This is a genomic window from Aeromicrobium fastidiosum (genome assembly GCF_017876595.1).
Taxonomy (GTDB): Bacteria; Actinomycetota; Actinomycetes; order Propionibacteriales; family Nocardioidaceae; genus Aeromicrobium; species Aeromicrobium fastidiosum.
In genome coordinates, this window is sequence record NZ_JAGIOG010000001.1 from 2,301,818 (window position 1) to 2,325,183 (window position 23,366).

Below are 23,366 nucleotides of genomic sequence, written 5' to 3' on the forward strand. Positions count from 1 at the left end.
CCGCCCGTCTCAGGTCCGGTGGACACCAGATGGCCTGGTGTCGACTAATCTGTGCCCTACCACCGCCCGCTGCAGGACAACGACGACGAGAGGGGCTCACCGTGCCCGGCGACCACGCTCCGGCCGAGCTCCTCGCGGCCATGAGCTCGCTGCTGCTGAGCGTCCGGGACGTCCCCCTCGATCTCGAGATCGACGGGGTCGACGAGGCCCGCACGATCAAGTCCGACGTCGTCGACCAGCTCTCCGACTACATCCTGCCGCGGCTCGTGCAGCTCGACGCCCCGCTGCTCGCCGTCGTCGGCGGGTCGACGGGTGCCGGCAAGTCGACGCTCGTCAACTCCATCGTGGGGGAGCGGGTCACCGAGTCGGGCGTCCTGCGGCCCACGACGAGGTCGCCCGTGCTGGTCCACCACCCCGACGACGCCGAGTGGTTCCAGCCCGATCGCATCCTGCCCGACCTCGAGCGCAGCACCGAGGCCGGTGCCAATCCCTATGCCCTGCGGCTCGCGTCGTCGACGGGCATCCCCAAGGGTCTGGCGATCCTCGACGCGCCCGACGTCGACTCGATCGACAAGGGCAACCGCGACCTCGCGACGCAGCTGCTCGCCGCCGCCGACCTGTGGCTGTTCGTCACGTCCGCGGCCCGCTACGCCGACCAGGTGCCGTGGGACTACCTGCGCCACGCGGCCGAGCGCAGCACCTCGGTGGCCGTCGTGCTCGACCGCACCAGCGACGAGGCCCTCGTCGAGGTCCGCGGCCACCTGGCACGCATGATGACGTCCCGCGGGCTCTCCGACTCGCCCCTCTTCACGGTGCCCGAGTCGGGCCTCGACGCCGACGGGCTGCTGCCGCGCTCCGCCGTCGCCCCGATGGTCGGATGGCTCAGCGAGCTGGCCGCCGATCCCAAGGCCCGGCACATGGTCGTCCACCGCACGCTCGACGGTGCCGTCCGGCACCTCGTGATGCGCACCCACGATCTCGCGGACGCCATGGAGACGCAGGTCGACGTGGCCGCACTGCTGCACGGCGAGGCCGACGACTCCTATCGGGCAGCCCTCGACGAGTTCTCGCGGCAGAGCGCCGATGGCACCCTGCTGCGCGGAGAGGTGCTGGCCAGCTGGCAGGAGTTCGTCGGCACCGGCGAGCTGCTCAGCTCGGTCGAGGAGAAGGTCACCCGCATCCGCGACCGCTTCGTCGGCGGCATGACGGGCAAGCGCACCCGGTCGACCGAGGTCGTCGACGCGATCGAGACTGCCGCCCGCATGCTGCTGACCGAGCACGCCGAGGCCACGGCCCAGAAGGTCTCGCGCGTGTGGGGCAGCTCGGTGCCGGGGCGTCGCCTGCTCGACGCCGGCACGGGCCTCGACCGCGCGTCCGGCGACGTTCGGGTCAAGGCCGAGCGGATCGTGCACGAGTGGCGGCAGGCCGTCGTCGAGCTCGTGCGCGTCGAGGGTGCCGACAAGCGCATGACCGCCAGGTTCCTGGCCTTCGGGGTCAACGGCATCGCGGTCGCGCTGATGATCTCGATGTTCGCGCGCGACGCCGAGGCGACCGTGGCGGGCGGCACCGCGACGCTGGGCCGCAGGCTGCTCGACGCGATCTTCGGCGAGGCGGTCGTCGACCAGCTCATCGGCCGGGCCCACGACGACCTCGTGGCGCGCGCCGGCTCGCTGCTCGAGACCGAGCTCGCGCGGTTCCACGACCTCGTCGACTCGCCCGATAGTCTCAGGGCGCACCAGGCCGCTCTGCGTGCATCGGCGCGACGGGCCGAATACTCTCGACACGCCGACTTCCTGAACGGAGAGACGACGCCATGACCACCTCCTCGCCGGCCACGCCTGATGTGTTCGGCGGCGGTCGCAGCGACGTGGCACGACGTCTCGACGGTCTGACCCAGGCCGTGGCGGCGAGCCGCGGTCGCATCGACGAGGAGATCCTGGCACCCGCCGAGATGCTCACCGAGCGTGCGGCCGAGCGCCTGGTGCTGTCGGGCGAGCACACCATCGTGGCCCTGGCCGGTGCCACGGGCTCCGGCAAGTCGTCGCTGTTCAACTCCCTGACCGATCTCGAGCTCGCGGGCGTCGGCGTGCGCCGGCCCACGACGTCGTGGGCGCTGGCCTGCGCGTGGGGCCCCGACGGTGCCCAGGGCCTGCTCGAGTGGATGGGCATCCCGGCACGGCACCAGGTGTCGCGCATGAGCATGCTCGACCACTCCGCCGAGGACACCAAGCTCGACGGGCTCGTGCTGCTCGACCTGCCCGACCACGACTCGACCGAGGTGTCGCACCACCTCGAGATGGACCGGCTCGTCACCTACGCCGATCTGCTGGTCTGGGTGCTCGACCCGCAGAAGTACGCCGACGCCGCGATCCACGACCGCTACATCCGGCCCATGGCGTCCTACAGCGACGTCACGCTGGTCGTGCTCAACCAGATCGACCGCATCCCGTTCGAGCAGCGCGACCGTGCCCTTGCCGACGTCCGCCGCATCCTGGCCGACGAGGGTCTGCCCGACGTTCCCGTCATCGGCGTCTCCGCCACGCGGGGCGACGGGGTCGACGACCTCAAGCGCGAGCTCGCGTCCCGCATCCGGGCCAAGTCGTCGGCCAAGGCTCGTCTGTCGTCCGACATCGCCGCGGCTGCCGCCGTCATCGAGCAGGTCGGCGGCACGTCCCCGGTGCCGACGGTCTCCGAGACGACCCGTCGCACGCTCGACGACGCGCTGCTCGACTGCGCCGGCGTCCCGCAGCTGGTCGAGGCGATCGAGTCGTCGACCCGTCGCCGCGCCGCCCTGCACACCGGATGGCCGGTCGCCCGATGGCTCGGACGTCTCGGCGGCGACCCGCTCGAGGAGCTGCAGCTCGACCCCGGCCTGTCGCTGTCGTCGCTCGCTCGGTCTGCCCTGCCCGAGGCCGGCAACGTCCAGAGGGCGAGCGCCGAGCTCGCGATCCGCGATGTCGCCGATCAGGCCTCCACGGGCCTGGCCAGGTCGTGGCGCGATGCCGTCCGGGAGGCGGCGAACCCCGAGGGCGAGGACATCGTCGGCGAGCTCGACACCGCGATCCACGCCACGAGCGTCGACGTGTCGCGTCCCGCGGCCTGGTGGCGTGTCGTGCACGCGGTGCAGCTGCTGGCGGTCGTCGCAGCGGTCGTGGGCCTGCTCTGGCTGGTCGCGCAGGGTGTCACGAGCTTCTCGTCGGTCGAGCTGCCCGATATCGGCTCGGTGGCAGGCGTCCCGACGGCCGCCGTCGTGGTCGCGGGCGCGCTGGTCGGCGGCATCGTGCTGGCCGCGGTGTCGAGCGTGGCCGCCCGTGCGGGCGGACGGCGCAAGGCCCGTAGGGCCGACGAGGCGCTCCGGGCGGCGATCGACCGGGTGGCCGCGGAGCGGGTCGTCGCGCCGATCCAGCGCGAGCTCGACCAGTACGCGAGCTATCGCGCCGGCATCGTCGACGCGCTGAGCTGAACCGGGTCCACAGGCCCCGGTCGTCTGCCGGTCTGTCCACAGGCGAGATCCGGGGACTGTCGGACGTCCGGGTGCGCGGCCCAGGCTGGTGGTCCGTCCACCGGCACCAGAGGAGCCTCCCATGTCCAATGACAACGTCCTGACCTTCCACGGCCACGTCGGCACGCCCGTCGAGCTGCGCGAGGGGGCCAGCGTCCCCTGGGTGCTGTTCCGCGTCGCCTCGACCCCCAGCGTGTGGGACCAGGCCACCCGGTCGTGGCGCGACCTGCCGACGACGTGGATGTCGGTCAAGGCGTTCCGGCACCTGGCCCAGAACGCGGCCGACTCGCTCGCGGTCGGCGACCCCGTCGTCGTGATCGGGCGGCTGCGCACCGAGACGTGGGCGACCAAGGAGGGCGAGGCGCGCGAGAGCACGGTGCTCGAGGCGACACTCGTGGCCCACGACCTGGGCCGTGGCATCACCCGCTTCCGCAAGGTCGACCGCCAGCAGGCTGCGTCGCCCGCGTCCGACGGCACCGCCGAGGCGCTGGCCGAGCTCGAGAGCCGGCAGCCCCAGGCACCGGCTGCCTGAGGCGCGGCCACGAGCCGGGCGGTGGGACGGCCGTGACCGCCGTGGGGCCGGGCCCGTCCGCTCGTTAGTCTTGACCGCATGGCCGAATACGTCTTCACCCTCCGCAACGTCCGCATGAAGCTGGGCGAGAAGCTCGTCCTCGACGACGTGACGCTCTCGTTCCTCCACGGTGCCAAGATCGGCGTCGTCGGCCCCAACGGCACCGGCAAGTCGACGCTGTTCAAGATCATGGCGGGCATGGTGCAGCCCAACAACGGCGACGCCACGAAGGACCCCGACGCCACGGTCGGCATCCTGCTGCAGGAGCCGCCGCTGACGGAGGGCAAGACGGTCCTCGAGAACGTCGAGGAGGCCGTGGCCGACGTCAAGGGCAAGCTCGACCGGTTCAACCAGATCAGCGTCGAGCTCGCCGATCCCGATGCCGACTACGACACCCTGCTGCCCGAGATGGGCGATCTGCAGACCGATCTCGACCACGCCAATGCGTGGGACCTCGACTCCCGGCTCGCCCAGGCCATGGACGCGCTGCGCTGCCCCCCGCCCGACGAGCTCGTCGACCACCTCTCCGGTGGTGAGCGTCGCCGCGTCGCGCTGTGCAAGCTGCTGCTCGAGCAGCCTGATTTGCTGCTGCTCGACGAGCCCACCAACCACCTGGACGCCGAGAGCGTCCTGTGGCTCGAGCAGCACCTCGCTTCGTACCCCGGTGCCGTGCTGGCGATCACCCACGACCGCTACTTCCTCGACAACGTCGCCGAGTGGATTCTCGAGCTCGACCGCGGCAAGACCCACCCCTACGAGGGCAACTACTCGACCTACCTCGAGACCAAGCAGCAGCGCCTCGTGGTCGAGGGCAAGAAGGACGCCAAGCGCGCCAAGATCCTGGCCAAGGAGCTGGAGTGGGTGCGGTCCAACGCCAAGGCCCGCCAGGTCAAGAACCAGGCCCGCCTCAGCCGCTACGAGGAGATGGCCGCCGAGGCCGAGCGTCACCGCAAGCTCGACTTCGAGGAGATCAACATCCCGGCCGGTCCGCGACTCGGCGACGTCGTGCTCAACGCCAAGGACCTGCACAAGAGCTTCGGCGAGCGCGAGCTGTTCGACGGCCTGACCTTCGACCTGCCGCGCGCCGGCATCGTCGGCGTGGTGGGTCCGAACGGTGTCGGCAAGTCGACGCTGTTCCGGATGATCATGGGGGAGGAGCAGCCCGACAGCGGCTCGATCGACGTCGGCCAGACGGTCAAGATCTCGTACGTCGACCAGGGGCGTGGCGGCGTCGACGACTCGCTCAACATCTGGCAGCTGGTCTCCGGCGAGCTCGACTTCATCAAGGTCGCCAACTTCGAGGTGCCCAGCCGCGCGTACGTCGCGTCGTTCGGCTTCAAGGGCCCCGACCAGCAGAAGCAGGTCAAGGTGCTGTCAGGTGGTGAGCGCAACCGCCTCAACCTGGCCCTGACGCTCAAGATGGGCGGCAACCTGCTGCTGCTCGACGAGCCGACCAACGACCTCGACGTCGAGACCCTGCAGTCGCTCGAGGACGCCCTGCTCGACTTCCCGGGCTGCGCCGTCGTGGTGTCGCACGACCGGTGGTTCCTCGACCGCGTCGCGACCCACATCCTGGCGTGGGAGGGCAACGCCGACCACCCGGCGAACTGGTTCTGGTTCGAGGGCAACTTCGCCGACTACGAGACCAACAAGGTCGAGCGTCTCGGCGAGGAGGCTGCGCGTCCGCACAGCGTCACCTACCGCAAGCTGACGCGCGACTGAGCGCTGCGCGAGGCGCTGCAGGTCAGAACTTTCGGCCCTGCAGCGTCTGCAGGACGCTCTCCATGATGGTGCCCATCGCCGTCAGGTCGCCCGGGGACGACGCCGCGATGAGGTAGTCGTGGACGCCGCGGACGTGGGTGTGGGCGGCCGCCTCGAGCACCGCGAAGCCCTGGTCGGTCAGGGTGGCCGAGACGCCGCGGCCGTCGTCGGAGCTCTGGCCGCGCAGCACGATGCCCTCACGCTCGAGTCGGGCGATGGTGTGCGTGACGCGACTGCGCGAGTGGGAGACGGCGTCGGCGAGCTCGGCCATGCGGATCGAGCGACTGGGTGCCTCCGACAGGCGCACCAGGATCTCGTACTCGGGCATCGACAGGCCGTGCTGCGTGCGCAGGTCGCGGTCGAGCCGGTCCATCAGCACCGTGGTGCCGCCGAGAAAGGCGCGCCACACGCGCTGCTGGTCGGCGTCAAGCCACGGGGTGTCGGTCGCGGTCTCCATGTGACGCATCCTATGTCGGAAAGGTACTGGTTGAAAGTTAAACGGCGTGCTAGAGTCTCATCTTGTTGAAACATCAACTACAAACTTTTCGAGGAGCACCCATGAGCACCGCCACCGCAGTCACCGCCGGCACCTGGACGATCGACCCGAGCCACACCGAGATCGGCTTCACCGTCCGCCACCTCGTCAGCAAGGTCCGTGGCAAGTTCGAGACGTTCGAGGGCACCATCGTCAGCGCCCCCGACATCACGGCCTCCACGGTCTCGGTCTCGATCGACCTGGCCTCGGTCAACACCGGCACCGCCGACCGTGACGCGCACCTGCGCTCGGGTGACTTCTTCAACGCCGAGCAGAACCCCAAGATGACCTTCGTCTCGACCGGCATCGTCGAGAAGGCCGCCGGCGAGTTCGTCGTCACGGGCGATCTGACGATCAAGGACGTCACCAAGTCGGTCGAGCTCGCCACCGAGTTCCTCGGCGAGGGCGGCGACCCGTGGGGCGGCACGCGCGTCGGCCTCGAGGCCTCGACGTCGATCAGCCGCAAGGAGTTCGGCATCGACTTCAACATCCCGGTCGAGGGTGCCGACAAGCTCATGATCGGCGACAAGATCACGATCAACATCGTCGCCGAGGCCGTCCTGCAGGCCTGATCGACCAGCTCGACCAGCACAGTCACCTGCACCACGACGGCGCGGGCGGCGCAGCGGCATCCGGTTCATCCCCCCCGAGGACCGGATGCCACTGGGTCGCCCGCGCCGTCGTGCGTCAGGCGGTGCGCCGCGTCATGCGCACCGCGAGCTCGGCGTGCAACGTGGCCAGCTCGCGCCCCGAGCGGGAGCCGCCGGGCTCGAACCACCGCACGAGGTCGACGCCGAGCGACAGCAGCGAGAACGCCGTGCCGGGCACGTCCTCGGCGTCGAGGACGCCCTGCTGGACGCCGTCGGCGAGCGCGTCCTGCATCGTCCGCTCGATGCTGCGCCGGATGGCCCCCACCTCGGCGCGGTGCTCGGGCGTCAGGGCGTGGTACTCCCACTGCACGATGCGCCCGACGCGGCTGTGGTCGGCGTGCCACAGGCTGAAGTCGAAGACCATCGTGCGGATGCGATCGACCGGGTCGGTGCTCGCGGCGGCCGCGCGCTGGATGATCTCGAGCGCGGAACGGTGGCCGTCGAGGCTGACGGTGTAGAGCAGGCTCTCCTTGGAGTCGTGGTGGACGTAGACGGCCGCCGGGCTCATGCCGGCCCTCGACGCGATGTCGCGGGTCGTCGTCGCGGCGAAGCCCTTCTCGGAGAATGCCTCGACCGCGGCGTTGATCAGCCGCTCGCGTGCCGTGATCGTCGTCATGTCGCTCCTTCGTCGGTTGACAGCATGACGGACTGCTTGCATGCTAAGCAAGCGCTTAGTGCGTGAGACGGCTGTCGGATGTTCGAGCACGAGGTGGCATGACATGAAGCGGATGATCTTCGACGAGGACCACGACGCGTTCCGCGACTCGTGCGCCGCGTTCCTGGCCAAGCACGTGACGCCGAACCTCGAGACGTACCTCGAGCAGAAGGCGCTGCCGCGCGAGTTCTGGCTTGCCGCAGGTGCCGAGGGCTATCTCGGCCTGGAGATCCCCGAGGAGTTCGGCGGGTCCGAGGCCGGCGACTTCCGGTTCAACGCGGTGTGGGCCGAGGAGCTCAGCAAGCTCAACGCGGCGCTCGCGTCGTGCGCCGCGATCCACTCCGACATCGCGGTGCCCTACATCATCGACCTCGGCACGCAGGAGCAGAAGGAGCGCTGGCTGCCGGGCTGCGCGACGGGCGAGATCGTCACCGCGATCGGCATGACCGAGCCCGGCGGCGGCTCCGACCTCGCGGCGCTCAAGACCACCGCGGTGCGCGACGGCGATGCCTGGGTCATCAACGGCTCCAAGACGTTCATCACCAACGGCTTCTCGGCCGATCTCGTGCTGACCGCGGTGCGCACGTCGCCCGAGAAGGGTGCCAAGGGCATCACGCTGTTCGGGCTCGAGGCGACCGACCCGGGCTTCAGCCGCGGACGCAAGCTCGACAAGGTGGGTCAGGCCGAGGCCGACACCGCCGAGCTGTTCTTCGAGGACGTCCGCGTCGGCGACGACCGCATCATCGGCGAGGTCGACCGCGGCTTCATCTACATGATGGAGCGGCTGCCGCAGGAGCGCCTGAGCTGCGCGGTGTCCAACGTCGCGCACGCCAAGCAGATCCTCGCCGAGACGATCCAGTACGCCCACGACCGTCAGGCGTTCAAGCAGTCGATCGGCAGCCTGCAGCACAACAAGTTCCTGCTCGCCGAGCTCGTGACCAAGATCGAGGTCGCCGAGGCGTACGTCGACCAGGCCGTGCTGGCGCACACGTCGGGCGAGGCCACCGCCACGGATGCCGCCAAGGCCAAGTGGTGGTCGTCGGAGATCCAGAACGACGTGCTCGACCACTGCGTCCAGCTGCACGGCGGCTACGGCTTCATGAACGAGTACCGGGTCGCCCGCGCGTGGCGCGACGCCCGCGTCAGCAAGATCTGGGCCGGCTCCAACGAGATCATGAAAGAGCTCATCGGCCGCGACCTCGGCTTCTGAGCCGCCCCCACGACATCGTCACGACCCCATCCGAAAGGCACGACCATGCCCGAAGCAGTCATCGTCTCAACCGCCCGCTCGCCGATCGGCCGCGCCGTCAAGGGATCGCTCAAGGACATGCGTCCTGACGACCTGACGGTGCAGATGCTCCAGGCCGCGCTGGCCAAGGTGCCGGGACTCGATCCCCGCGACATCACCGACCTGCACCTCGGCGTCGGGCAGCCCGCGGGCGAGTCGGGCCACAACCTGGCCCGCGTCGTGGCCGTGCTCAACGGGATGGACCACCTGCCGGGCGTGACGGTCAACCGCTACTGCTCGTCGTCGCTGCAGACGACGCGCATGGCCTTCCACGCGATCAAGGCCGGCGAGGGCGACGTGTACATCTCCGCCGGTGTCGAGACCGTCAGCCGCTTCGCCAACGGCTTCGCCGACGTGCCCGGATCGGAGAACCCGCTGTTCGCCGACGCCGTCGCCCGCACCGCCAAGCGCGCCGAGGGCGGTGCCGACACGTGGACCGATCCGCGCGAGTCCGGCAGCCTGCCCGACCAGTACATCGCGATGGGCCAGACCGCCGAGAACGTCGCCCAGCACCTCGGCATGAGCCGTCAGGAGCAGGACGAGTTCGCGGTCCGCAGCCAGAACCTCACCGAGCAGGGCATTGCCGACGGCTTCTGGGCCAAGGACATCACCCCGGTGACCCTGCCCGACGGCACGGTCGTCAGCGCCGACGACGGACCGCGCGCCGGCACGACGATCGAGGCGCTCAGCGGCCTCAAGCCGGTGTTCCGTCCCGACGGCACCGTCACGGCCGGCAACGCCTGCCCGCTCAACGACGGCGCCGCAGCGGTCGTCGTCATGAGCGACACCAAGGCCAAGGAGCTGGGCCTGACTCCGTTGGCGCGCATCGTGTCGACCGCCGTGACCGGCCTGTCGCCCGAGATCATGGGCCTCGGCCCGGTCGAGGCCATCCCCGCGGCCCTGCGCAACGCCGGCATGGGCCTGGACGACATCGACCTGTTCGAGATCAACGAGGCCTTCGCGGTCCAGGCGTGGGGCTCGGCCAAGGTGCTCGGCATCCCGCTCGACAAGCTCAACGTCAACGGCGGCGCGATCGCGGTCGGCCACCCGTTCGGCATGACGGGTGCCCGCATCACCAGCACCCTGATCAACTCCCTGCAGCACCACGACAGGCAGTTCGGCGTCGAGTCGATGTGCGTCGGCGGCGGCATGGGCATGGCCATGGTGCTGGAGCGTCTGTCCTGATGTCGGCCGGCATGCTGCCTGCTGAGGACACCGGACGGTTCGCCGGCAAGGTCGCGATCGTCACGGGTGCGAGTCGCGGCATCGGTCTGGCGGTCGCCGAGCGCATCGTGGCCGACGGCGGACGGGTCTGCGTCACGGCCCGTAAGCCCGACGCCCTCGCCGAGGCGGTGGCATCGCTCGGCGGGCCCGAGCACGCGATGTTCGTCGCGGGTGCCGCCGACGACGCCGCCCACCAGGACGAGGTGATCGCGGCGACGACCGACGCCTTCGGGCCGATCGACTTCCTGGTCAACAACACCGGCATCAACCCCGCCTACGGCCGGATGATCGACATCGACCTCGAGGCCGCCAACAAGATCTTCCAGGTCAACGTGGTCGCCGCGATCGCGTGGGCGCAGAAGGTCTACCGGTCGTCGATGGCCGAGCGCGGGGGATCGATCGTCAACATCGCGTCCGTCGCAGGTCAGCGGCCGGCACCCGGCATCGGCGTCTACGGCGCGTCGAAGGCCGCGCTGATCCACGTGACCGAGGAGCTCGCGGTCGAGCTCGGCCCCGACATTCGCGTCAACGCGGTGGCCCCGGCCGTGGTCAAGACGAACTTCGCCAAGGCCCTCTACGAGGGGCGTGAGGACGAGGTCGCGGCTCCGTACCCGCTCAAGCGGCTCGGCGTCCCGTCCGACATTGGCTCGGTCGTCGCCTTCCTGCTGTCGGACGACGCTGCCTGGATGACCGGTCAGACGTTGACGGTCGACGGCGGCGTGCTGCTCACCGGCGGCGTCTGACCCAGATCACAGGACGCTGGGCCTGACGTTTCGCCCGACACGCCGACGGCGTGTCTGCAGAAACGTCAGGCCCAGCGGGGTGGTGGGGTCAGCTGACGTTGACGGCGGACCACGTGGCCTTGACGGCGGCGACCTCGGCGCTGCTCGCGCCGTAGAGGTCCGTCGCGGCCTGGACGGTGTCGAGACGCGCCTTGGCGTACGTCTCGGTGCTCGTCATGTAGTGGTCGAGAGCGTTGAACCAGATCTTCGCGGCCTTGTCACGGCCGATGCCCGTCACGGTCGATCCGTTGCACGTCGGGCTGTTGCCGTAGGTGGTCTGGCCGCTGCCGTTGGCGAGCAGGAAGAAGAGGTGGTTGCCGACGCCCGAGGAGTAGTGCGGGTCGGACCCCGGAACGGCCGAGCTCCAGCACCGGTAGGACGCGCCGTCCTTGCTGGGATCGTCCATGTAGCGCAGCGGCGTGCCGTCGCCGTTGATGTCGATCTTCTCGCCGATCAAGAAGTCGGGGGTGTCGGCCGAGCTGTTGGCGTAGAACTCGACCATCGTCCCGAAGATGTCGCTGGTCGCCTCGTTGAGGCCGCCCGCATCGCCGCTGTAGCCCAGGCCGGCGGTGTTCTCGGTGACGCCGTGCGTCATCTCGTGGCCCGCGACGTCGATCGCGACGAGCGGGGCGCGGTTGCCCGAGCCGTCGCCGTACGTCATCTGCGCACCGTCCCAGAACGCGTTGATGTAGCTGTTGCCGTAGTGGACGCGGGACGGGACGCCGGTGCCGTTGCCGAAGATGCCGTTGCGGCCCTGCACGTTCTTGAAGTAGTCGAACGTCGTGGAGGCGCCGTAGTGCGCGTCGACCGCGGCCGAGGCGCGATCGGTGTACGAGCCGTTGCCCCAGGCGTTGTCGGCGTCGGTGAACGTCGTGCACGTGCCCGAGGTGCGGTTCTTGAGGTCGCACGTACGGCCGTTGCCGCGGACGGCGTCGACCAGCGAGTAGCCCGACGAGCCGGTGCTGGTGCTGAGTGGCACGGTGCCGATGAAGATGCCCCGGCCGGTCCCGGTCGCCGTGGCGGTCGGTGAGGCCGATGCGGGCGACGCGGCCCCCGAGACCGTGCCGACCTTGATGGGCGTGAGGATCGTCTCCTCGCTCGAGCGGACGCTGCCGGACGACGCATCGGTGAGCACGATGCGGCGGCTCGGCGTCTGGCCATCGGCCTGGACGCCGGTGACGACCGTGCGGTAGGCCAGCGCCGGGGTGCCGGAGCGTGCGTCGACCACGAGGCGGGACGCGGCGGCGTCGGGCGACGCGGCCTTGGACGCGCCGAGCGCCTTCTGCTGGGCGACCCCCTTGGTGACCTTCGGCGCCGTGGACACCGCGATCTTCTCGGCCTGGGCGACCGACGTGCCGGTCACCTTCTCGGCCGTGCTCAGGTGGACCACGAAGTCGCCGCCGACGACGGGCAGCCCCTTGTACGTGCGGCTGAAGCGGACGTGCGAGCTGCCGTCGGGGGAGGTCGCCGTGCGGGTCGCGGTGAACGCGTCGTCGGTGCCGGCGCGGACGCGGCCGGGGTTCTCCTGGATGTAGTCCTTCGCCACGGCGGCGGGGTCGGACGTCGGGTTCGTCGCCGCGGTGCCGGGTGACGGCACGGCGACGCACAGACCCGTGGCCAGCAGGGTCCCGCCTGCGGCAGCAATGACCTTCTTCATGGGGTGGTCCTCTCGGTGGTCGGTAGGCAGGACGGTAATGACTTCCGGCCGTCCCGTTCATGCCAACCGGCCATGCCACGGGCACGTCGAGGACGGCTACAGGTCGGTCAGGACCGCACCGGGGCGAGGCCGCGGGCCCAGGGGCAGCGCGCCGTGAACGTCCTTCCAGGCCTTGTAGACCGGCTGCTTCTCGAGCGTCTCGGCGAGCGTGTCGGCCGTGAACCGGGCGAGCTTGTCGAGGTGCTCGGCGAAGGGGTTGTCGCGATCGACGAGCAGCAGCCGCCGGGTCTGCATGGGCGTGCCGACCAAGGGCTTGAGCACCATGCCGGAGTCGCGGTTGGTGGGCGTGCTGAGCGCGATGGCCTCGCCTGCGCGGATCAGCTCGACCGCGTGGCCGTCGCTGAGGTAGTGGCTGATGACGGGGGAGAACCCCGCGTCGAAGCAGATGCGGGTCATGCAGTCGGCCTCGCGGTCGACGTCGAGCGGCGACATGAGCCACTTCTCGTCGCGCAGCCGGGACAGCTCGAGCTCGTCGTGACCGGCCAGCGGATGGTCGACGGCCATGAGCACGAAGGCAGGCTCGCAGCCGACGGGGCGCACGCGCAGCCGGGAGTCGAGGTCGAGCTCGTGCCCGACGAACTCGTGGACGACGGCGAAGTCGAGGCGGTGCGAGCTGAGCAGGTCGAGCAGCCCGTCGATGCGGGTCTCGCTCTCGGTGACGATCTCGGTGCTGGGCACGACCGACCGCAGGCCCCGGATGAGCCCGACGAGGGCGTTGCCGAACTTGACGCCGATGCGCACCTGGGCGGGCATGGGCCGGGTGACCCCACCGGCCCCGCCGGTCGCATCGGCCTGGAGCGTGTCGATGACCGACAGCACGGCGTGGGCGCGGCCGACGACGAGCCGCCCGAGCGGGGTCAGCTCGGCACCCGCACGGGAGCGCTCGAACAGTGGCCCGCCGAGATGCTCCTCGACCCGCCGCAGCTGCCGGGTCAGGGCCGGTTGCGTGGTGCCGAGGGCGGTGGCGGCCCGCGTGATGCTGCCCTCGTCCGCCACGGCCTTGACCATCCGCAGGTGCCTGGTGTCGATCTCCATGTGTAACCCCCGTTTTCATCGTACGACCGGGACGTTTCGGCGTCGTGTCGAAGCCTCGGGCACCGGGCGTGATCCACTTCTCACGAAAACATGAGGAAACCCTCGCATTAAAGTTGAGGAAGTCCTCATGTTTTGCGAAGATGGACGGACCGCCCGTCGATCCAGCGACGGCAGTGACGCCAAAGGGACACCACGTGACCACGTTCGACACCCCGCTCGCCGCGACCCCCACCTCCGAGCGCCGCGGAGCGCTCGTCGACCGGCTGCTCGCCGGCACCCCCTACGCGATCGCCTTCGGCGGTCAGGGCGCTGCCTGGCTCGAGCCGCTGGCCGGTCTCGTCCGCGACTTCGCCCTCGAGGCCGAGCTCGAGACGCTCGTGGCCCAGGCCGAGTCGATGCTCGTCCCCGTCGGCCCCGAGCTGGCCCGCGTCGGCGTGACGTTCACGCCGTTGGCGTGGGCCGACGTCCTCGCCTCGGCGGAGTCCGCCGACGACGAGGACGCCCCCGTGCTGCCGACCTCCGAGGTGCTGGATACACCCGGAGCGTCGGTGCCCGGCATCCTGCTGGCGCAGCTGGCCGGCATCCGCGCGCTGCACCGTCAGGGCATCGACCCCACGGCGCTCGCCCCGGCCGCGGTCGTCGGCCACTCGCAGGGCTACCTCGCGACCCAGTCGCTGGCCGGTGTCCCCGACGCCGAGCTGCTCGCCGTGGCCCGCCTGATCGGTGCCGCCGCGCAGCTCGTCGGGCGCCGCCGCGGTCTGCTCGGCCAGACCATGCTGAGCGTCTCGAACGTCGTCCCCGCCCGCATCGACGAGATCCTCGCCGAGCTGCCCGCGTCGCTGCGCGTCGTGTCGCGCCTGCGCAACGGCCGTCGCAGCGTCGTCCTGTCGGGCCCCGCCGAGAGCCTGCGCGTCGTCGAGACCCGCTTCGACGAGATCGCCGCCGCCGAGAAGGCCGATCGCGACCGCAAGGTCTCGGGCGGCTCGCCGTTCGCCCCCGTGCTGGAGCCGCTCCCGGCTCAGCTCGCGTTCCACCACCCCGATCTCGCCGAGGCCGCCGACCTCGTCGCCACGTGGGCCGCGGCCTGCGGCATCGACAGTGAGACCGCGCGGACGCTGACGATGCGCTCGATCGTCGACCCCGTCGACTGGGTCGCCTCGCTCGAGCAGGCCATGGACGCCGGTGCGTCGTGGGTGCTCGACCTCGGCCCCGGCGACCTCGCCGCCCGGCTGTCGGCCCGCGACCTGCAGGTGCGCGGTGCGTCGGTCATCGCCACCACGACACGCCGCGGTCACCGTGAGCTGACCGCCGCCGGTGCGGCCCCCCGCCCGTCGACGCCGTGGTCGGCCTACGAGCCCACCGTCGTGACGCTGCCGGACGGCTCGCTGCACGTCGAGACGCGCTTCACCCGGCTGACCGGCAAGTCGCCCGCGCTGCTGGCCGGCATGACGCCCACGACGGTCGACCCCGCGATCGTCGCGGCCGCCGCCAACGCCGGCTTCTGGGCCGAGCTCGCCGGCGGTGGACAGGTCACCGAGGAGATCTTCGCCGCCAACGTCGCGCGACTCGACGAGCTGCTGACCGAGGGCAGCACGTACCAGTTCAACTCGCTGTTCCTCGACCCCTACCTCTGGAAGCTGCAGCTCGGGCAGAAGCGGCTCGTGCAGCGTGCCCGCGCGGCAGGCTCGCCCATCGACGGCGTCGTCGTCACGGCCGGCATCCCCGAGCTCGACGAGGCCGTCGCCCTGGTCGAGGAGCTGAACGAGGCCGGCATCACCCAGGTCGTGTTCAAGCCCGGCACGGTCAAGCAGATCCGCCAGGTCGTCGCGATCGCGAAGGCCGTCGCGCCGACCGCGGTCCACATCCAGATCGAGGGTGGCAAGGCCGGCGGTCACCACTCGTGGGAGGACCTCGACGAGCTGCTGATCGCGACGTACGGCGAGCTGCGCGCGCTCGACAACGTCGTCGTCTGCGTCGGCGGGGGCATCGGCACGCCCGAGGTCGCCGCGGCGTACCTGACGGGTGACTGGGCCACGCGCCACGGATTTCCCCGCATGCCGCTCGACGGCATCCTGGTCGGCACCGCCGCGATGGCGACCCTCGAGGCCACGACGTCGCCCGCCGTCAAGCAGCTGCTGGTCGAGACCGGCGGCACGGGTGCCTGGGTCGGTGCGGGCACGGCCCAGGGCGGCATGGCGTCGGGCCGCAGCCAGCTCGGTGCCGACATCCACGAGATCGACAACGCGGCGTCCCGCACGGGACGGCTGCTCGACGAGGTCGCGGGCGACGCCGAGGCGGTCGCCGAGCGTCGCGACGAGATCGTCGAGGCGCTCAACCGCACGGCCAAGCCGTACTTCGGCGACGTCGAGACCATGACGTACGACCAGTGGCTCACGCGCTTCCTCGAGCTGTCGGGCACGCCCACGTGGCTCGACGTCACGCTGCGCAACCGTTTCGTCGCGATGCTGCAGCGCGCCGAGGCTCGTCTGCATGCCGCCGACCGGGGTCCGATCGACACGCTGTTCGCCGATGCGTCGTCGGTCGACGACGGTGCCGCGGCGCTCCAGGAACTGTTGCGTTGTTATCCCCACGGCGAAGCCGTCACCATGCACCCGGCCGACGTGCTGTTCTTCGTCGACCAGTGCCGCACGCCCGGCAAGCCGGTCAACTTCGTGCCGGTGCTCGACCAGGACGTGCGCCGCTGGTGGCGCTCGGACTCGCTGTGGCAGGCCCACGACGCCCGCTACACCGCCGACGAGGTCTGCATCATCCCCGGCACGCTCTCCGTCGCGGGCATCGACCGCGTCGACGAGCCCGTCGCCGAGCTGCTGCGCCGCTTCGAGGACGCCACGATCGACGGCCTGCTGGCCTCGGGACGCTCGCCGCTCCGGGTCGCCGGACGCCGCCGCGTCGATGACGACGCCGGTGAGGCGCTGTCGCTCGTCCTCGCCGCACCCGACCTGGTGTGGGCCGGTCGCACGGTCCGCAACCCCGTCCACCGCCTCGGAGCCGGCTGGGTCGTCGTCGACCCCGAGCACGCCGAGCACCCCGAGACCGGTGCGACCCTCGTGCAGGTCGCGGCCGACGTGGCCGAGCTGACCGTGCCGATGGCGCGTCCGCTCACGCTGCGCATCACGGTCGACCGCTCCGTGCTGGTCGGTGCCGCCCCCGTCGTCTCGACGGACGCTGCCGCGGACGCGATGCGTGCGCTCGTCGTCGGTGCCGCCGGCGGTGACGTCCCGTCCGTCACGGCAGGCCGCGCCAGCGTGACCGTCGAGTGGGATCCTGACCTCGTCGCCGACCACGCAGGTGTCACCGGCGCGTCCGTGCCCGTCCACCCCGTGCCCGACGTGCTCGTCGGTCTCGCCTGGCCCTCGGTCTTCGCCGTGCTCGGCGATGCCACGACGTCCGACGGTGTGCCCGTCATCGAGGGCATGCTCGACCTGGTGCACCTCGATCACGCGATCCGCCTGACCGGCACGCCGCCGCTCACGCCGACGCGCCTGGTCATCTCGTCGGTGCTCGACACGATCGAGGACACCGACTTCGGCCGGGTCGTGGCGGTCGACGTCACGATCTCGACCGCCGACGGCGACCTCGCGACGCTGCGCGAGCGCTTCGCGATCCGAGGACGCGCGGGTGCCGGCCAGCTGGTCGATCCCGAGCGCGCCGGCGGATCGCTGGGTGACGACGTCCACGACACGCCTCGCAAGGGACGCGCCTCGGCCTCGCTGGTCGCCCCGAGCGACCTGCGCGCGTTCGCCGCCGTCACGGGCGACCACAACCCCATCCACACCAACGTCGCCGCAGCGCGCCTCGCCGGCCTGGGCGACCCGATCGTCCACGGCATGTGGATCTCGGCCGCCGCGCAGCAGGTGCTCGCCGAGGGCGGCGGCTCGAGCCGCCGCATCACGGGTTGGACGACGCGCTTCATGTCGCCCCTGGCACCCGGTGCCCCCGTCTCGGTGCAGGCCGACCGGGTCGGCCTCGACGCCGGTGCGGAGATCGTCGACGTGACGGTGCGCTCGGGCGGTGACGTCGTCATGTCGGCGACGGCACGCATCGCTGCGCCCCGCACCGCCTACGCCTTCCCGGGACAGGGCATCCAGCACCCCGGCATGGGCATGGCCGCCTACCAGCGCTCGAAGGCCGCCCGGGAGATCTGGGACCGCGCCGACGCCCACACCCGCGACGCCCTCGGCTTCTCGATCCTGACGGTCGTGCGCGACAACCCGACGACGCTGGTGACCCGCGGCACGACGCACAAGCACCCCGACGGCGTGCTGTTCCTGACGCAGTTCACGCAGGTCGCGATGGCGGTGCTCGGCGCCGCCCAGATGGCCGAGCTGCGCGAGTCGGGCTCGTTCGTCGAGGGCTCGATCCTGGCCGGCCACTCGGTCGGCGAGTACAACGCGCTGGCCGCGGTGTCGGGCGTCATCCCGCTCGAGGCCGTCGTCGAGGTCGTCTTCCAGCGCGGCTCCGTCATGCACGCTCTCGTGCCGCGTGACGCAGCCGGCCGCAGCGACTACCGGCTCGCCGCGATCCGCCCCTCGCAGATCGGCCTGACCGACGACGACGTCACGGCGTTCGTCGACGGCATCGCCGACCGCACCGGCGAGTTCCTGCAGATCGTCAACTACAACCTGCGCGACTCGCAGTACGCGATCGCCGGCACCGTCGCCGGCCTCGAGGTGCTCGAGACCGAGGTCAACCGCCGCCGCGCCGAGTTCGGTGGCAAGGCCGCGTTCATCCTGGTGCCCGGCATCGACGTGCCGTTCCACTCCACGGTGCTGCACGGCGGCGTCCCGGACTTCCGCCTGCGGCTGCAGGAGCTGCTGCCCGCGACGATCGACCCCACGATCCTTGAGGGTCGCTACGTGCCCAACCTGGTGCCGCGGCCGTTCACGCTCGACCGCGCCTTCCTGCAGGAGATCGCCGACCTGGTGCCGTCGCAGCCGCTCGACGACGTCCTGGCCGACTACGAGTCGTGGGCGACGCGGCCCGGCGAGCTGTGCCGGGTCGTGCTGATCGAGCTGCTCGCGTGGCAGTTCGCGAGCCCCGTGCGCTGGATCGAGACGCAGGACCTGTTCTTCACCCCGGTCGCCGAGGGCGGCCTCGGCGTCGAGCGATTCGTCGAGATCGGTGTCGGCCAGTCGCCGACCGTCGCGAACCTGGCGGCTTCGACGCTCAAGCTGCCGGGACGCCTCGGACCTGCCGTGCAGGTGCTCAACTTCGAGCGCGACAACGGCGCGGTCTTCTCGACCGACGAGGAGCAGGCGCCCATCGAGGACGACGCGCCCGCAGCGCCGGCCGAGTCGGCCGAGACGTCGGCGGCACCCGCGGCAGCGGCTGCGGCTCCCGCGGCGGCGACCTCGGCGGGCCCCCGTCCGGCCGACCTGACGTACGACGCGGCCGACGCCACGCAGCTGCTCATCGCGTGGTGGACCAAGATGCGCCTCGACCAGATCGGCGCGGCCGACTCGATCGAGTCGCTGTGCGACGGCGCGTCGTCGCGACGCAACCAGCTGCTCGTCGACCTCGGCGGCGAGCTGGGCCTCGGTGCCATCGACGGTGCCGCCGACGCCGACATCCCCTCGCTGTCGGCCCAGGTCAAGGGCCTGGCCCGCGGCTACAAGCCGTTCGGCCCGGTGCTCACCGAGGCCATCGGCGACCACCTCAAGAAGGTGCTCGGCCCCACGGGCAAGCGCCAGGCCGCGATCGCCGAGCGCGTCACGGACGTGTGGCAGCTCGGCGCGGGCTGGGCGAGCCACGTGCTCGCCGAGCTCGCGATGTCGAGCCGTGACGGCGCCAGCGTCCGCGGTGGTGAGTTCGGGTCCTTGACCTCGATCTCGTCGGCCGCCGACGTCGACGCCGCGGTCGACGCGAGCGTCCAGGCCGTGGCCGCGCGCCACGGCGTCAGCGTCGCGCTGCCGGCCACCGGCGGGGGAGAGGCCACGATCGATGCGGCCGCGCTCAGCGAGTTCACGGCGCAGATCACGGGCCCCGACGGCGTCCTCGCCTCGTCGGCACGCCTGGTGCTCGACCAGCTCGGACTCACGCCGGTCGCGACCGTCGTCGAGCCCGACGCGGCCGACGCCGAGGTGCTCGCCCGGGTCGAGTCCGAGCTCGGCAGCGAATGGGCCAAGCTCACCGCCCCGGCGTTCGACCCGCTCCAGGCCGTCCTGTTCGACGACCGCTGGGCCTCGGCGCGCGAGGACCTCGCGCGCCTGGCCGTCGGTCAGACCGTCGATGCCTCCTTCGTGGGTGCCGGCGCGGTCGTCTCGGCGCAGGCCACCTGGTGGTCCGAGCACGTGGACGACGTGAACCTGGCGGACCGCTTCCGTCAGATCGCGTCCGACGCGCTCGCCACGACCGCCGGCCAGTGGTCCGACGACCTCGCGGTCGTCACGGGTGCCAGCAAGGGCTCGATCGCCGCGGGCGTCACGGCCCAGCTGCTCGCCGGTGGTGCGACGGTCGTCGCGACGACGTCGGGCATGGGCCCGGCGAAGCTCGCCTTCTTCAAGGATCTCTACCGCAGGCACGCCGTGCACGGGGCTGCCCTGTGGGTCGTGCCGGCCAACATGGCGTCGTTCGCCGACGTCGACGCGCTCGCGACCTGGATCAACGGCGAGCAGACGCAGACGCGGGCGGGTGCCACGACGGTGCTCAAGCCGGCCATGACGCCGACCCTGCTGTTCCCGTTCGCGGCCGGACGGGTCGCCGGCGACCTCACCGACGCGGGCAGCCGCACCGAGGTCGACATGCGCATCCTGCTGTGGTCGGTCGAGCGCCTCATCGGCGCGATGTCCGCGCACGGCCAGGACCACGACATCGACGCCACGCTGCACGTCGTCCTGCCGGGCTCGCCCAACCGCGGCATGTTCGGCGGCGACGGCGGCTACGGCGAGGCCAAGGCGTCGCTCGACGCCTTGGTGTCGCGCTGGTCGGCCGAGCGCACGTGGGGCGAGCGCGTGACGCTGGCCCACGCCATCATCGGCTGGGTGCGCGGCACGGGCCTGATGGGCGCGAACGACCCGCTGGTCGACGCGGTCGAGGCCGCGGGCGTCCGCACCTGGACGCCGTCCGACATGGCGGCGGCGCTGCTCGCGACCTGCGAGCCGGCGGCGCGCGTCGCCGCGCTGAGCGAGCCGCTCACGGTCGACCTCACGGGCGGCCTCGGCGGCACGAAGATCGACATGAAGGCGCTGGCCGAGGGCCTCGAGCGTCCGGAGGTCGTCACGCCCGACGTTTCCGGCACCATCACGGCCCTCGCCCCGTCGCCGGCACAGCTCGACCGCGTCGAGACGCTCGACTGGGCCCCCATCGACACACGTCCCGAGGACCTCGTGGTCATCGTCGGCGCAGGTGAGCTCGGCCCCTACGGCTCGGCCCGCACGCGCTTCGAGGTCGAGGTGTCCGACGAGCTGTCGGCCGCCGGCGTCCTCGAGCTGGCCTGGTCGACCGGACTGGTCAGCTGGGACGAGCAGGGTGGCGGCTGGTTCGACACCGCGACGCAGGAGAAGGTCGACGAGGCCGATCTGGTCGAGCGGTACGAGGAGACCGTCCGCGAGGCCGTCGGCATCCGCCGCTACGTCGACGAGGGCTCGATGGTCGACAACACGGCCCCGCTGCTGACGTCGGTCTACCTCGACGACGACCTGTCGTTCACGGTCGGCAACGAGGCGGAGGCCCGGGCGCTGCGCGACGCCGACCCGGAGCGGACCGTCATCACGGCGTCCGCCGACGGCGACTGGACCGTGACCCGCAAGGCCGGCACCGAGATCCGCGTGCCGCGCCGCATGAAGCTGACCCGCACGGTCGGCGGCCAGATCCCGACGGGCTTCGACCCGACGGTGTGGGGCGTCCCGGCCGAGATGGTCGAGTCGATCGACCGCGTCGCGCTCTGGAACCTGATCTGCACCGTCGACGCGTTCCTCTCGAGCGGCTTCACGCCGTCCGAGCTCATGAAGTGGGTCCACCCCGCGCTCGTGGCCAACACGCAGGGCACCGGCATGGGCGGCATGCAGTCGATGCAGTCGCTCTACATCGACACGCTGCTGGGCGAGAGCAAGGCCAACGACATCCTGCAGGAGGCGCTGCCGAACGTCATCGCGGCGCACGTCGTGCAGTCGTACGTCGGCTCGTACGGTGCGATGGTGCACCCCGTCGCGGCCTGCGCCACGACGGCCGTCTCGGTCGAGGAGGGCGTCGACAAGATCCGGCTCGGCAAGGCGGAGTTCGTCGTGTCGGGTGGGTTCGACGACCTGAGCATCGAGGGCATCGTGGGCTTCGCGGACATGTCGGCCACCGCCGACTCGGCCGCGATGAGCGCCAAGGGCCTCGAGGACCGCTACTTCAGCCGCGGCAACGACCGTCGCTACGGCGGGTTCGTGGAGTCGCAGGGCGGCGGCACGATCCTGCTGGCCCGCGGCGACGTCGCGGCCCGCATGGGTCTGCCGGTGCTGGGTGTCGTGGCCTACGCCGGCTCGTTCGCCGACGGCGTCCACACGTCGATCCCGGCCCCGGGCATCGGTGCGCTGGCCGCGGGTCTCGGTGGACGCCGTTCGGCGCTCGCCCGTGGCCTCGCCTCGGTGGGCCTGACGGCCGACGACGTCGCGGTGCTGTCGAAGCACGACACGTCGACGGGCGTCAACGAGCGCAACGAGTCCGAGCTGCACGAGCGGCTCGCCGCGGCGATCGGTCGCAGCGACGGCAACCCGCTGTTCGTGATGTCGCAGAAGTCGCTGACGGGTCACGCCAAGGGAGGCGCTGCGGCATTCCAGATCATCGGGCTGTGCCAGGTGCTGACCGGCGGCGTCGTGCCGCCCAACCGCAGCCTCGACTGCGTCATGGACGACCTCGCCGAGCACGAGCACCTCGTGTGGCTGCGGGAGCCGCTCGCGACGGGTCAGCTCAAGGCCGGCCTGGTCACGAGCCTCGGCTTCGGTCACGTCGCGGGCCTGCTCGCGATCGTCCACCCGCAGGGCTTCGTCGCGACGTTGAGCGACGACGAGAAGGACGCCTACCTGGCACGTGCCGAGGAGCGTCTGATCGAGGGTCGCATGCGGCTCGTCCGGGCGATGTACGGCGGCGAGCCGCTGTACGCCCGTCCGGGTGACCGCCGGCTCGGCTCGGCCGGCGTGCGCACCCGTGAGGCGGGCATGCTGCTCGACGCCGAGGCGCGCCTGGGCGATGACGGCGCCTACTTCGGGGCTGCCTGCGAGTGACGGTCGTCGGGGTCGGTGTCGACCTGGTCCACGTGCCGTCGTTCGTGGACCAGCTCGACCTGCCCGGCACGCGTTTCGAGGGGGCTTTCCTGCCCGGTGAGCTGCGGGACGCCCGGGGTCGCACGACCGACCCCGGGCGACACCTCGCGGCGCGCTGGGCGGCCAAGGAAGCGGTCATCAAGGCGTGGTCGGCCTCGATGCACGGAGAGGCCCCCGTCATGTCGGAGCACGTGCACCACCTGATCGAGCTGGTCGCCGACGCGTGGGGGCGTCCGCGCATCCGGCTGCACGGTGAGGTGGCGCGTCACCTCGCGGGCCACGCGCTGGAGGTGTCGCTGAGCCACGACGGCGACTACGCGACCGCGTACGTCGTCCTCAGCCGTTAGCGCGTCTCCTTCGACGCCCGCACCCGCTTGCGC

The 23,366-nt window shown here is 71.2% G+C and carries 14 protein-coding genes; 10 read left to right on the plus strand and 4 right to left on the minus strand.

Annotation, left to right across the window (positions count from 1 at the left end; translation table 11 throughout):
- Positions 1 to 101: 101 nt before the first annotated feature.
- From JOF40_RS11410 to ettA, 4 genes are all read left to right on the plus strand, one after another.
- Complete coding sequence (locus tag JOF40_RS11410) at positions 102 to 1,817, plus strand: GTPase family protein (RefSeq protein WP_188111908.1); 1,716 nt, start codon at positions 102 to 104, stop codon at positions 1,815 to 1,817.
- Entirely contained in the window at positions 1,814 to 3,463 is a 1,650-nt protein-coding gene (locus tag JOF40_RS11415) for a GTPase (protein WP_129185137.1), read from the plus strand. The genes JOF40_RS11410 and JOF40_RS11415 overlap by 4 nt, the downstream gene beginning before the upstream one ends.
- A 121-nt stretch (positions 3,464 to 3,584) precedes the next feature.
- The gene (locus JOF40_RS11420) at positions 3,585 to 4,034 is read left to right on the plus strand and encodes a single-stranded DNA-binding protein (RefSeq protein ID WP_129185136.1); all 450 of its coding nucleotides are present in this window, start codon (positions 3,585 to 3,587) and stop codon (positions 4,032 to 4,034) included.
- Positions 4,035 to 4,112: 78 nt separating this feature from the next.
- Entirely contained in the window at positions 4,113 to 5,795 is a 1,683-nt protein-coding gene (ettA, locus tag JOF40_RS11425; RefSeq protein WP_129185135.1) for an energy-dependent translational throttle protein EttA, read from the plus strand.
- A gap of 22 nt (positions 5,796 to 5,817) precedes the next feature.
- On the opposite strand, the gene JOF40_RS11430 is transcribed toward ettA, so the two are convergent.
- Positions 5,818 to 6,291: a MarR family winged helix-turn-helix transcriptional regulator gene (locus tag JOF40_RS11430; protein WP_188111909.1), complete on the minus strand. Its 474-nt coding sequence runs from the start codon at positions 6,289 to 6,291 to the stop codon at positions 5,818 to 5,820.
- A gap of 101 nt (positions 6,292 to 6,392) precedes the next feature.
- On the opposite strand from JOF40_RS11430, the gene JOF40_RS11435 reads away from it, so the two are divergent.
- Entirely contained in the window at positions 6,393 to 6,941 is a 549-nt protein-coding gene (locus tag JOF40_RS11435; protein WP_129185133.1) for a YceI family protein, read from the plus strand.
- A 115-nt stretch (positions 6,942 to 7,056) separates the two neighbouring features.
- On the opposite strand, the gene JOF40_RS11440 is transcribed toward JOF40_RS11435, so the two are convergent.
- Positions 7,057 to 7,635 carry a TetR/AcrR family transcriptional regulator gene (locus JOF40_RS11440; protein WP_129185132.1) on the minus strand — a complete coding sequence of 193 codons (579 nt, stop codon included), beginning with the start codon at positions 7,633 to 7,635 and terminating at the stop codon, positions 7,057 to 7,059.
- A 103-nt stretch (positions 7,636 to 7,738) separates the two neighbouring features.
- Here JOF40_RS11440 and JOF40_RS11445 point away from each other — a divergent pair, with 103 nt between their 5' ends.
- From JOF40_RS11445 to JOF40_RS11455, 3 genes are read left to right on the plus strand one after another with little or no spacing between them, the layout of a single operon-like run.
- Positions 7,739 to 8,884 carry an acyl-CoA dehydrogenase family protein gene (locus JOF40_RS11445; protein ID WP_129185131.1) on the plus strand — a complete coding sequence of 382 codons (1,146 nt, stop codon included), beginning with the start codon at positions 7,739 to 7,741 and terminating at the stop codon, positions 8,882 to 8,884.
- A 45-nt stretch (positions 8,885 to 8,929) separates the two neighbouring features.
- Complete coding sequence (locus JOF40_RS11450) at positions 8,930 to 10,147, plus strand: acetyl-CoA C-acetyltransferase (RefSeq protein WP_129185130.1); 1,218 nt, start codon at positions 8,930 to 8,932, stop codon at positions 10,145 to 10,147.
- Positions 10,147 to 10,929: an SDR family oxidoreductase gene (locus JOF40_RS11455; RefSeq protein ID WP_245343130.1), complete on the plus strand. Its 783-nt coding sequence runs from the start codon at positions 10,147 to 10,149 to the stop codon at positions 10,927 to 10,929. Before JOF40_RS11450 ends, JOF40_RS11455 begins: the two co-directional genes overlap by 1 nt.
- Positions 10,930 to 11,017: 88 nt before the next feature.
- On the opposite strand, the gene JOF40_RS11460 is transcribed toward JOF40_RS11455, so the two are convergent.
- Together JOF40_RS11460 and JOF40_RS11465 are read right to left on the minus strand one after the other, a co-directional pair.
- A complete protein-coding gene (locus JOF40_RS11460; RefSeq protein WP_129185129.1) occupies positions 11,018 to 12,625 on the minus strand; it encodes a M4 family metallopeptidase in 1,608 nt (535 codons plus the stop codon).
- A 96-nt stretch (positions 12,626 to 12,721) separates the two neighbouring features.
- The gene (locus JOF40_RS11465; protein WP_129185128.1) at positions 12,722 to 13,720 is read right to left on the minus strand and encodes a LysR family transcriptional regulator; all 999 of its coding nucleotides are present in this window, start codon (positions 13,718 to 13,720) and stop codon (positions 12,722 to 12,724) included.
- Positions 13,721 to 13,914: 194 nt separating this feature from the next.
- Here JOF40_RS11465 and JOF40_RS11470 point away from each other — a divergent pair, with 194 nt between their 5' ends.
- Positions 13,915 to 22,947, plus strand: a complete 9,033-nt coding sequence (locus JOF40_RS11470; RefSeq protein ID WP_246152956.1) for a type I polyketide synthase — start codon at positions 13,915 to 13,917, stop codon at positions 22,945 to 22,947.
- A complete protein-coding gene (gene acpS, locus JOF40_RS11475) occupies positions 22,944 to 23,333 on the plus strand; it encodes a holo-ACP synthase AcpS (RefSeq protein ID WP_129185126.1) in 390 nt (129 codons plus the stop codon). The genes JOF40_RS11470 and acpS overlap by 4 nt, the downstream gene beginning before the upstream one ends.
- Positions 23,334 to 23,366: the final 33 nt, after the last annotated feature.